The organism is Gimesia chilikensis, from assembly GCF_007744075.1.
GTDB classification, from domain to species: Bacteria; Planctomycetota; Planctomycetia; order Planctomycetales; family Planctomycetaceae; genus Gimesia; species Gimesia chilikensis_A.
The window spans coordinates 3,187,059-3,198,442 of record NZ_CP036266.1; the positions used below are offsets into that span (position 1 = coordinate 3,187,059).

General features: G+C 51.1%; 8 protein-coding genes. 2 read left to right on the forward strand and 6 right to left on the reverse strand.

The window, feature by feature from the left end; all coding sequences use genetic code 11:
* Positions 1-146 precede the first annotated feature (146 nt).
* Positions 147-2,195 (forward strand): excinuclease ABC subunit UvrB, encoded by a 2,049-nt coding sequence (gene uvrB, locus HG66A1_RS12110; protein ID WP_145183907.1) that lies wholly within the window; start codon positions 147-149, stop codon positions 2,193-2,195.
* Positions 2,196-2,208: 13 nt separating this feature from the next.
* Here uvrB and HG66A1_RS12115 read toward each other — a convergent pair whose 3' ends face one another.
* The 6 genes from HG66A1_RS12115 to HG66A1_RS12140 all read right to left on the reverse strand — a co-directional run bounded on the left by HG66A1_RS12115 (position 2,209) and on the right by HG66A1_RS12140 (position 9,137).
* Positions 2,209-4,791 carry an excinuclease ABC subunit UvrA gene (locus tag HG66A1_RS12115; RefSeq protein WP_145183910.1) on the reverse strand — a complete coding sequence of 861 codons (2,583 nt, stop codon included), beginning with the start codon at positions 4,789-4,791 and terminating at the stop codon, positions 2,209-2,211.
* A 12-nt stretch (positions 4,792-4,803) separates the two neighbouring features.
* Entirely contained in the window at positions 4,804-5,355 is a 552-nt protein-coding gene (gene rimI / locus HG66A1_RS12120; protein WP_145040142.1) for a ribosomal protein S18-alanine N-acetyltransferase, read from the reverse strand.
* 325 nt (positions 5,356-5,680) lie between these two features.
* A complete protein-coding gene (locus HG66A1_RS12125) occupies positions 5,681-5,995 on the reverse strand; it encodes a hypothetical protein (RefSeq protein WP_145040144.1) in 315 nt (104 codons plus the stop codon).
* 166 nt (positions 5,996-6,161) lie between these two features.
* On the reverse strand, positions 6,162-7,490 hold the full coding sequence (locus HG66A1_RS12130; RefSeq protein ID WP_145183914.1) for a PhoPQ-activated pathogenicity-related family protein: 1,329 nt from the start codon (positions 7,488-7,490) through the stop codon (positions 6,162-6,164).
* A 101-nt stretch (positions 7,491-7,591) separates the two neighbouring features.
* Positions 7,592-8,032, reverse strand: a complete 441-nt coding sequence (locus HG66A1_RS12135; protein WP_145183917.1) for a hypothetical protein — start codon at positions 8,030-8,032, stop codon at positions 7,592-7,594.
* A gap of 97 nt (positions 8,033-8,129) precedes the next feature.
* Positions 8,130-9,137: a DUF1559 domain-containing protein gene (locus HG66A1_RS12140; RefSeq protein WP_145183920.1), complete on the reverse strand. Its 1,008-nt coding sequence runs from the start codon at positions 9,135-9,137 to the stop codon at positions 8,130-8,132.
* 692 nt (positions 9,138-9,829) lie between these two features.
* Here HG66A1_RS12140 and HG66A1_RS12145 point away from each other — a divergent pair.
* On the forward strand, positions 9,830-11,347 hold the full coding sequence (locus HG66A1_RS12145) for a UDP-N-acetylmuramoyl-L-alanyl-D-glutamate--2,6-diaminopimelate ligase (RefSeq protein ID WP_261344730.1): 1,518 nt from the start codon (positions 9,830-9,832) through the stop codon (positions 11,345-11,347).
* The last annotated feature ends 37 nt before the right edge of the window (positions 11,348-11,384 follow it).

Here is an 11,384-nt window from a genome sequence, read left to right on the forward strand (position 1 = left end):
ATTATTGGTTCTCTGCCGGGAATCAGTGGCTCCCTTTATTCGTGACACCAGGATGCTCTACAATATCTGTCATAGAAGATATCAGTTTCCCCGTTCCGGTCAGAGGTGAACCGGTGCGCTGACCAGACGCAGAGAGTAGAGCAACCATGTCCGTGTTTCAGTTACAGAGTGACTTTCAACCTTCGGGAGATCAGCCTCGTGCTATCGATGGACTGGTGAAAGGCATCAAAGAAGGCAAGTCTGATCAGGTTCTGCTGGGGGTGACCGGATCCGGTAAAACGTTCACGATGGCCAATGTGATCGCAGAACTGGGGCGCCCTGCTCTGATACTGTCGCACAATAAAACTCTGGCAGCGCAATTGTATTCTGAATTCAAAGAGTTCTTTCCGAATAATGCAGTCACCTATTTCGTAAGTTATTACGACTACTATCAGCCGGAAGCCTATATTCCCCAGCGCGATATTTATATTGAAAAAGACGCTTCGATCAATGATGAAATTGATCGACTCCGGCTTCTGGCGACTAGTGCCCTTGTCAGTCGGCGGGACGTGATCGTGGTTGCCAGCGTGAGTTGTATCTATGGTTTAGGGTCACCGAAAGACTACCTGGAGATGATGATTCCCCTGCGTGTGGGAGAGGAGATTGACCGGGATGATATGCTCCGCAGACTGGTAGATATTCAGTATGATCGCAACAACGTTGAACTGGCGCGAGCCCGGTTTCGCGTGAGAGGCGACGTAGTCGAATGCTGGCCCGCATATGAAGAGTTCGCCTATCGGATCGAGTTCTGGGGAGACGAAATCGAAAACCTGGCGATCATTGATCCTTTGACGGGCGAGGTGTTGCGAACTGTCAACGAGGCCTACATTTACCCTGCCAAGCACTTTGTTCTCCCGCAGGAACGGATTGAATCAGCGATTAAAGAGATTCAGACAGAATTGGATGAGCGGCTGCAGGTGTTACAGAGCGAAGGGAAGCTGCTGGAATCTCAGCGGCTCAGTGCCCGGACCCGCTACGATATGGAACTGCTGGAAGAGGTTGGCTTTTGCCCGGGTATCGAGAATTACAGCCGTGCTCTGGCGGGCAGAAAACCAGGTTCCCCACCGGATACACTGCTGGACTTCTTTCCTGATGATTTCCTGTTGTTCGTAGATGAATCGCACGTAACAGTCTCTCAGATTCGAGCCATGTTTGCCGGGGATCGTTCGCGTAAGACAAACCTGGTCGACCATGGATTCCGGTTGCCAATGGCTCTCGATAACCGGCCTCTCACCTTCGAAGAATGGAACGAACGCCGTAAGCAGACTGTTTTCGTTTCCGCGACACCAGGCGACTGGGAGCTGGAACGCGTTGAGGGGGAAGTTGTTGAACAGGTCATTCGACCCACGGGGCTGATTGATCCTGCGATACGCATTGTCCCGGCTCGCGGTCAGGTGCCTCATCTGAAGGAAGAAATTCTCAAGCGGGTGGAGGTAAATGAACGTGTGCTGGTAACGACCCTGACCAAGCGGCTGGCGGAGGATCTGTCGTCTTATTTTCAGGAAGAAGGCATTCGCTGCGCATGGCTGCATTCTGAACTTGATGCCTTTGAGCGGGTTGAAATCTTAAGGGGGCTCCGCGAGCAGAAGTATGATGTGGTTGTGGGGATCAACCTGTTGCGCGAAGGGCTGGATATTCCGGAAGTGTCACTGGTCGCCATTCTGGATGCTGATAAGGAAGGCTTTCTGCGAAGTGAAACGAGTCTGATTCAGACAATCGGGCGTTCGGCACGGCATGTGAATGCTGAGGTGATTCTCTATGCAGATCGGGTGACTCCCAGTATGCAGAGTGCGATTGAGGAAACAGATCGCCGCCGCGCGATTCAGGAAGAGTACAACCGCGAGCACAACATCACTCCGGAAACGATTCGCAAGGCGATTAAGCGGGGGATTGAAGACGAAATTGAGGCGCGCCAGTTTGTGAGGGAGTCAGTCGGCTTTTCGGATGAGTCGGAATACATTACCCAGGAGTTTCTCAATGAACTGGAAAGCGAAATGCTTGAAGCAGCGGAGAAACTGGAGTTCGAGCGGGCGGCACTCCTGCGAGACCGAATTGACGATCTGAAAAAGTCGGGAGGCAAAGCAACCAAGTCAGCGTCAGGGAAATCATCCGGCAGGGGCGGCAAAAAAGGGAAACGTCAACGCCGCAGACGTTGATTCAGCGTGATTGCTAAAAACCAGAGTTCAGCTTCTGGAGTGCTGCACCCGTGAGGGAGTCGGGGTGCTGTGCCACTTCGGTGGGTGTGCCGGTGGCTACGATCTGGCCCCCCTGCTCTCCTGCGGCTGGTCCCAGGTCAATGATGTGATCGGCAATCCGAATGAGTTGCAGGTTGTGTTCGATCAAAATCAGGGAGTGTCCCGCCGTGAGCAGGTATTCAAAGCAATTGAGCAGATATTGTATATCCAGGGGATGCAGGCCTCGGCTTGGTTCATTCATCAGGAACAGTGTGCGTTTCCGACTGCTGGTCGTGAGGTAAGCTGCCAGTTTGAGTCGCTGACATTCTCCACCGGAAAGGGATGGGAGTGGCTGACCCAGGGGGATATACCCCAGTCCCACATCTTTGAGTTGCTTTAGTTTTTTCTGCAGTGACGCCTGTCCCCGGAAAAAGGGGAATGCCTCATCGACGGTCATTTTCAGAACATCTGCGATGCTCAGTTTGCGATATTTTATCTCCAGAAGTTCGCGTTGATAGCGTTCTCCGTGGCAGGACTGGCACTCCATGGTAAGATCTGCCAGGAACTGCAGGTCGATTTCGATGAAGCCGGTTCCTTTGCATTCAGGACAACGTCCGCCATTTTTACTGTTGAAGCTGAAGTCTTTGGCTGTCAGGTTTCGCAGTCTCGCGTCAGCGGTCTGGGCAAAGATACTGCGGATTTCATCAAATAGATTCAGGTAGGTCGCGGGGATGCTGCGGGGAGTCTGGCCGATCAGTGACTGATCCAGCAGAATAACCTCGTCGATCTGATCTGTTCCGGAGATTGACTCATAAACTGTTCCAAGGTCTGATATGGGCTCTTCAGCTAATGCTCTGATGAGGCTGGGGAATAGAGTCTGTTCCACCAGGCTGCTTTTACCGCTTCCACTGATACCGGTAACGATACAGAGTTGCCCCAGCGGAAAAGTAACTGAAATGTTCTGCAGATTGTTTGTTGTGCAGCCTGTGAGGGTGATCGATCCACTCGCTTGTTTTCCGGATAGGGATCCAAAGTCATTGGAATGAGTTGAGTTGAGAAAACGGCTGGTTGGTGAGTCAGTCGCATCTTGCATTTCGAGAATTGAACCCTGGAAAACGAGTTCTCCCCCAACTCTACCGGCACCGGGGCCAAGTTCGATAATGTGGTCTGAGGCACGAATGAATTCCGGGTCATGTTCCACGATAACCAGGCTGTTATTGAGGTCTCGTAACTGCTGCAGTATCGAAATCACACGCTGGCTGTCAGCTGGATGCAGGCCCGAAGAGGGTTCGTCCAGAATATAAAGTGTGTTGACGAGGTTCGAGCTGAGAACGGCAGTGAGTGCGATTCGTTGCTGCTCTCCGCTGGAAAGCGTGGAACGACCGCGATTGAGGGACAGGTAGCCGATGCCCAGGTCTTCCAATGTCTGCAGTCGATTAGTGATCTCCCTGACCAGCGAAGTTGCCGTGGGTGTTGAATCGAGGTGACTCAGCCAGGAATTGATCTGCGGTATCGCTTGTGCCCCCAACTCATCAATGTTCAAATCTGCTATCCGGACGGCACGAGCAGTGGAGTTAAGGCGACTTCCCTGGCATGAACGACAGGAGAGTTCGCCTGACTGAGGATCAGTGCCTGTACCCCGGCAGACTGGGCAGGCACCCATCTGGCTATAGAAATTAAAGAGCTGTGGCTCTGGCTTCAGGTAGGACTCCTGGCATCGCGTGCAGGTGAGACTGGAGAAGAAATCACAGCGGTACCATTCCTGTTCATCAACGAGGAATGGTGTGTCCTTCGGTTGGCTTGCTGGTGGCTGCTCTACCAGTAATGTTGCTGTACCAGCAGATTCGGTAAATGCCAGCTCCAGGCTTTCCAGGATACGCTGATCATCTGCTTTACGAGTGCTGAGGCGATCGAGTACGATCAGGCAGTTATTCGTGATCGAGCTGTTGTTTCCCATTTCATCGAGCTTACAGGACTGGTGATCAATGATCGCGCGCGTCAGGCCCTGCTGAATCAGTTCGGCCAGTAGTTTGTCGGTCGGTCGATCAAAAACAGATCCCAAGGGAAAGCAGATCTGGAAACGTGTCTGTTCAGGCAGGCTGTGTATGAAAGTGAGGACCGATTCTGGGGATTGTGGTTTGACGGGGATCTGGCAGTTTGAGCAGATGACCTCTCCCAGGGTGCTGAACAGCAGGCGGAGGTAATTCTGGACCCCCGATTCAATGCCGACGTTCGGTTCCAGTGTTTTACCTGTAGCAGCGCGTCGACCGGCATTCTGTTTGAGAGCGACCGTGGGGGGGATTCGGGTAATCCGGTCTGCGTCCGGCTTGGGCAACTGGTGAATGAATTGACGTGCTGCCGGAGAGAGGGTTTCGAGGTAGCGTCTTTGCCCTTCCGCATAGAGGGTGTCAAAGGCGAGGCTGGTTTTGCCTGAACCACTGACGCCACAAACTGTCACCAGTTGCTGCAGAGGCAGATCCAGGTCGATGTTTTTCAGATTATGGACACGAACTCCGCGCAGCTGAATCGCAGGCGTCTCAGGACTCTGTGTTGCTTCGCCGTGCGAGAGTTCAGTCATGTGCTGTCAGTTTCAGGCAGCGTCGGAGGCGTCCAAGTAGTTCGTGATCCGGTTCTTGGGGGATAGGCCAGGAGCAAACTCCTGTTCGGTCCGCTGCAGGCGATACTGGAGGACATAAGCATCCTCCCCGGCGTCTTCGAAATAATTCCGCAGCACTGAAACGGCGCGGAAATCCATTTTTCGGAAGAACAGCTGGGCCGAAAGATTGGTTTCACGGACTTCCAATACGATTTCCCGACGTCGTTGCTGCGAGAGCTTGTCGATCACCCGCTGTACCATCTGGCGACCGATTCCCTGCTGCCGAAATTCCGGGGCAACAGCGAAATTCAGTACCTGGATCATCGATTTATGCAGTTCGTAAATCATGAATCCAACGATCTGATGATTATGTTCGGCTACCATCCCGATGCAGTTCCGCTGGCGGAGACAGCTGAGAAAGTACTCTTCAGACCAGGTGTACTCAAAGCTTTCTTCTTCGATACGGAGAACCTCTGGCATATCTCTGCGGATAAGCCAGCGAATTTGAACCATTAAGTCCTGATTGGGGGGTTGATTGAGACTCATAGTGGCCTTCCTGCTACTGATAAGTGCTTCAATAAGTTCCTGCAACTGGTGCCCTGCTTCATCCTGAATCAGGCAGCAGCTGGATCGAAAATGATGACGGTAAAGGCTTGTCCGGGCGCCGATAATCATGGTCATGATTGAAGACGTGAATCAAAGCTGACGACGCCGAAAACAGCGAGGTTGATTCGCGAAACTTATCAGAACTTGAAAACGGCGCACAGAGGAATTTCAGAATTTTTTCGTGAAATCGGAGACGTGCAGGAAAGGTTTTGCGCAGGTAGTGCTCTGACCTGACGTTCTGAATCCTCTGTGCAGCAGGGGTTTATCAGCCTTTAGGGGGGATAGGCATGCGGCGTTTCATCACCATGTGGTTGATGACTTCTTCTACGCCGGTCAGTGCCTGAATTCGCTTGCTGAGATCGGGACATTCGTCATCGAACTCGAGCACGCCTTCCAGGCAGACGCCGTTTTTGGTGCGTCGCACGACCAGAGAGTTCAGGCAGACATCGGAATCGATGGCCAGCGCGTGCTTGATCTCGCATTCGAGCGCATGTGGCGCTTCGAAATTACGGGGAGCAATGCGGGAAGCTGTGTTTGCAGGAAGCGGTTGGGCTGTGCGGGGGAGGGGTTTACTTTTCATGTGGTTGTTCCTTTCACCACCAGTTAAAATCGTTCCATCAGCATACTGGATTTGGGTCTATCCTCTGACCCAATCTTAACATTCATTGAAGAAACTGATAGATGAAAAGTAAACCTTCTTTTTAAGAATTTGAAAAAGGACCTCCCCCTCTCGTATCCAGCCTGAGTCACTTCGAGGTAGTGATAGTACAGAGTGAATAAGGGATATTATTGATGTGGTAGATGGCCTCCATGTAGTAGGCGACATGCCCCTTATCTGGTTTGTTTATTTTAGCCAGATAGCTATTGTCTTCCGGGGTAACGTCTTGTGATGACCATTGGGCGTCACGGAAATCCTTATCGTCAGAGTAAGCGCTCCAGATGCGGACCCGAGTCGGTTTGCTGTCACAAGTCAGCTTTAGTTCGTAATCATTGCTGTTGTCCCAGCTTATGTTCGGCAGTTCCTGACCCGTTGCTGCATGGATGAAGAATGCTGCAATGGTTTGCAGGGCGTATTCGACTCCATTCCCCAGGTCATGTCCTGCGTTGGGGACCTGCAGGATGTACTTCGGACCTACGAGATCTGACCAGTAAAACTTCATGGCGTCGACGACCCAGTAAGGATCATTGGTGCCATTAACGAGGAGTTTGGGAAGTGTGAGCTGATGGCGATAAGTATAAGGGTCCATCATCAGTCGCAGGTGTTTTTCCCGAGGGGATTCGACTCCTTCAACGATCAGGCCTTTGCTGGTGTAGTCAATAATCTGAACGCTGTATTTTCCCCAGGTGGCAATCTGATGTTTCATCTGTTTGCGGAAATTCAGGGTATCGATCACGATTGGTGCTGTGGCGATGATCCGTTTGTCTACAACGGGTGTGAGCCAGCTGGTCCAGCCGCGCTTGGATGCCCCGGTAATGACGAAGCCGTCGATCTCAATATTTCGATGCTCGCGCGCAATTTCCTGAATGGCGTCCATGGCCTTGACGGCGCTTTTGGCCATGGGAAACAGCAGCGGCCAGTTTTCGTCTCCCGTTTTCAGGTATTGCAGCCAGGTTTCGGTGATCAGGTCATCCTCTTTTTTGCCATCAAACAAGGGCTGGTTGGGGACCTGTGTCAGTAAGGCGATGCGGGCTCCCGTGGTTTTAGCAAGCAGGAAGGCGGGTTTGAGTCGTTTTTCGTTGGGGCGCGAGCCGTTGCTGCCCCCTGTGACGAACAGTAAAACCTTGTTATTAATCCGAACCTGATCGGGCTCAAAGATGTAAAGCCAGTGCTTCCAGGTGTGTCCCTGCCAGGTTTGTGAAGTCAGCTCTACAGGGTAGGCTGTCACGCCGTCGTGGGAAAGTGAGTCATGGATTTCCCATTTGTATTCAGGCTCTTCTTTCTGGATGTAGTTAAAGAAAGCCTCGGGAACCTCTTTCGCTTCTACCGGTCTGGTGCGGAGGTTTACATTTTCCGCTGCAGAGAGTACCGAACTGAAGCTGAAAAATAACAGGAGAATGCAGGTTCTATGCAACATGTTTTACTTCCGGTATACGAGCAGGAGTGGCGGTTAACTATTGGGGGCCGCCTGGTTGAGTCAATTTAGTGCGACTGTTTTGTAGATGAATGTGAGAAGGTTTATTTGGTGGTCAGTTCGATGACACCCAGATCAACTTCATCGCCCTCTTTAACAGAAAATTCTATTTTTGACTTCTGTGGTGAATCATAGCGTTTTTTCAGCTTGTCCGGTCCGCTGTAGCCACGGTTCACCAAATCGAATTTCTTCCAGACAAAAGTCAGAGCGTATTCGCCGGGAGGAAGACCATCACCGGTTGTATAAGTAGAAAGTTCAAAGACACCATCGTTATCGCTTGAGCCTCTTGATAGCGTAGGGTGTTCCGTATCAACTTCACCCTTATTGACGCAGTTGATTTGAATCGGGGATCCGGGGGCTTTGCCATCAACGGTAATTTTCCCTTTTACGGGATAGGTTTTTTTAGTGTAAGGTTCCTCTACATGGTTGCAGCCTGTGAATACAAGCGACAATAAAACCAGGGGAATGGCATTGATTCGTTTCATGGAGCTTTCTCGGTTGTGGCTGATGTAGAATGGCTAAACCTGTCAGCGCCAGACGTGGCGTCTGGCGCTGAGCCTGCTGTTGCTTGGCAAGATAGGTTTAGAATTCGCCGAGGACTTCTCCCCCCGCACGAGTGGTGAGAGATGCCAGAGTGTAGGCATCAACATTCTGGCTGATGAAACGGACGGCGCCATCGCCCAGCAGAAAGTGAGCCCCTCCAACGTGGAAGCTAAGAAAGCCTGCACTTCTAATATTAGTGCAGTTGATGGCGCAGGGGCCATCGGGTGTACCATCTCTGAGAGAGCCTGTATACCAGTGCTCACCATTCAGGAGGTCTCCCCATCCGCCTCCATTGGTTGAGCCGTAGGCGGAGGTGAACGCCGAATGAATGGTTGTACCAGTATAGATATTTGTGCCTCCCACCCGTTCGCCGAGCAGGATTGTATTGGATGTTCCATCGATTACATCACGAATTCTGGTGATTGTATTGCTTCCCCCTGAAGGATTACTGGGGTCGACTCCTACATTGGTCAGCATTCCGGATCGACTGTTAGCTGCCGGGTGACCGGTGTAGGCGATTGAAGAATAAGTGCCGCGAACTCCTAAAGCCGGGCAATAGTCGGTTCGGGCAGCGGTGTAAGTAAGTGGAAATCCGGCAGGTGTTAAGTCGTAGGTGTGGGTTGTGGCCTCTGGTGTGGAAGGACACATGAAGACTGGAAGTGGGTTCTTGATGACCTGCAGGTTTTGTTGCACAGCAGGAATGGCGGCCAGTTGATCGAAAGCAGGATACGATGAATTCCACTGGTTGTAGAGTGGTGCCTGATCCATGTAGGGGAGAAGCATGATGTTGTAAACACTGGCTTTCGGATTTGCAGGGTTGGCGGCATCTACAAACCAGGAAAAGGGGAAACAGCTGTGTGCGTCATGGTAATTGTGGAACGCCAGGCCTATCTGTTTGAGGTTGTTTTTGCACGTCGATCGACGGGCTGCCTCTCTTGCCTGCTGGACTGCCGGCAGTAACAGGGCTATTAAGATGGCAATAATCGCAATGACGACAAGTAGCTCAATCAGAGTAAAACCTTTTTTGAGGCGCGAGTTCAGTTTCATCCTCTTTCTCCTTAGGCACAGCGAAATGAATTATGGGATCCAGGGAAAATCAGAGTAAGAATACATTCTCCATAAAGAGAGCTTTCTTCTGTTTTATATTCAGCAAATCACGCACCAAGGTGTGGTTCGGATTGCTGGCAAGAATTTGCAGTTCGAAAGTAACCTATAACTTCAGGTTTTTTGATATCAGGCATTTAGGACATGTATTGGATAGGGCCTGATAATTTCTCAGCATACCTTCCCGTTTCTCGACAATCCATATCATTATCTATGAAATAGGTAAAAATACTAATTTTAATTTTTGGGGTAGCGAGGGTTAAGAGCTTGACTGTGTAACCTGCAGGTAAGGTTAATTTTGGGGCTGGAAATTCTGCTAAAAGTAGCCCGGTCCGCTTTCTATTTATTGTGTGAAGGGGATGCCGTTTGGGGTAGGTGGCAGTTGCTTGTGTAAAAATTACAAGCGGTCTGAGCTGCGGCATTTTTTTGCATAACCCGCCTTGACCAGATTTGAAGAATCGGGAGAATGCTCCCACTTCAAAGACGCAACCAGAAATTGATCACTTCCAATCACATCTCCCAGCCAGTTCCGGCTGTTATTGTTTACCACCAGCCTTTTAGATCAAAGCATTCCCTAGCCACCCCCCCTTTCAGACATTGGTTTCATTGAAATGCATGGTTCATACCTCACATCCATGTCATCTTCATCGTTAAGCTTGTCACCGGGAACGATTGCCATCAGTTTAAGATCGCAATTTCCTTCCGCGAGCTTTGTGGATTGTGCTGACATTTGCGTGACGTCCCTGCAGTCCGACAGTCGACGCTGTCAGCCGGGAGACCTGTTTGTGGTGATTGCCGGGACCAGAGAGTCTGCCGAAAAGTATATCCCTGAGGCGATCAAAAACGGTGCTAAGGCGGTACTGACCGGTCGTCCGTTGACGGGACTGGAAGTACCTCAGTGTATTGTGGCTGACGTTCGCAAGGCATATGCGATTCTATGTTCGGAACTGGCAGACCGTCCTTCAAGGCAGTTGGATGCGGTAGGGATTACCGGGACCAATGGAAAGACAACGGTCAGCTGGCTGGTTCGGTCGATTTTACAGAGTGCCGGATACAAGGCCGGTCTCACTGGTACGGTCGAGTACCATGACGGAAATGAGTCTCGCCCTTCTTCGCTGACGACGCCCGATGCATTAGAGTTGTCGCAGTTATTATCTGCAATGGTCAAGAATGAAGTCACGCATTCAGTAATGGAAGTCTCCAGCCACGCTCTGGACCAGAGCCGGCTTGCGGGGACACAACTGGCAGTCGCAGCGGTGACGAATGTCACACAGGATCATTTTGACTATCATCAGAATTTGAAAAATTATGCAGCTTGTAAAGCACGAATCATTCAGCATCTCAAGCCTGAAGGGACGCTGGTGCTGAATTTCGATGATCCCGTTTGTCGTTCGATGGCAGACGGAAAGCAGTCGGCTCAAAAGCTGCTGACTTACGGGCTTGAGTCGGAAGCAGATCTGCAGGTGACTGGGATACAGGAATCGGCGGCTGGTACTGCATTTGAAATTGTATTCGGGTCAGACACTAATTCAGTCAGTACGACTCTCATCGGCAGACATAATGTTTCGAATTGCCTGGCGGCAACAGCTGTCTGCCTGGGGCTTGGTCTGAGCCTGCACGAAATTGTGGCCGGAATTCAGGCCCTGGAAAATGTTCCCGGTCGAATGGAACAGGTGAATTGTGGTCAGTCCTGTACCGTGCTGATTGATTATGCCCATACTGATGATGCATTGCGACATGCGATTCTCTCTGCCCGACAGGTCTGTAATCGACGTTTATTCTGTGTATTTGGGGCTGGCGGGGATCGCGACAGTTCGAAACGCGGCCTGCTGGGGATAGCGGGCAGTGAAGCAGACCGGGTGATCATCACCAGCGATAATCCGCGGAGCGAGGATCCCTTTCAGATCATGAAAGCGATTGCTGCCGGCTGTCAGTCTCAGGGAGTGACGCCGGAATTGATCGAAGATCGGAAAGCAGCGATCGAATATGCTTTGTCAGAAGCCGGGGCAGGAGATCTGGTGCTGATTGCCGGTAAAGGTCATGAATGCGAACAGATCTTACGTGACAGGAAAGTTCCCTTCCGCGATCGACTGGTTGTAGAGCAGTATTTCGCGGAGCAGAAAATTTCGGACTCTCAGAAAGTTTCCGCTTAACAGATTCTATTATTCACAATTCAAAGGAACCACGGGC

Excerpts from the sequence above, each read along its gene's own strand:
- HG66A1_RS12115 (WP_145183910.1), bottom strand. The coding sequence starts at position 4,791 with ATGACTGAACTCTCGCACGGCGAAGCAACACAGAGTCCTGAGACGCCT.
- HG66A1_RS12125 (WP_145040144.1), bottom strand. The coding sequence starts at position 5,995 with ATGAAAAGTAAACCCCTCCCCCGCACAGCCCAACCGCTTCCTGCAAAC.
- HG66A1_RS12140 (WP_145183920.1), bottom strand. The coding sequence starts at position 9,137 with ATGAAACTGAACTCGCGCCTCAAAAAAGGTTTTACTCTGATTGAGCTA.
- HG66A1_RS12135 (WP_145183917.1), bottom strand. The coding sequence starts at position 8,032 with ATGAAACGAATCAATGCCATTCCCCTGGTTTTATTGTCGCTTGTATTC.
- uvrB (WP_145183907.1), top strand. The coding sequence starts at position 147 with ATGTCCGTGTTTCAGTTACAGAGTGACTTTCAACCTTCGGGAGATCAG.
- rimI (WP_145040142.1), bottom strand. The coding sequence starts at position 5,355 with ATGAGTCTCAATCAACCCCCCAATCAGGACTTAATGGTTCAAATTCGC.
- HG66A1_RS12145 (WP_261344730.1), top strand. The coding sequence starts at position 9,830 with ATGTCATCTTCATCGTTAAGCTTGTCACCGGGAACGATTGCCATCAGT.
- HG66A1_RS12130 (WP_145183914.1), bottom strand. The coding sequence starts at position 7,490 with ATGTTGCATAGAACCTGCATTCTCCTGTTATTTTTCAGCTTCAGTTCG.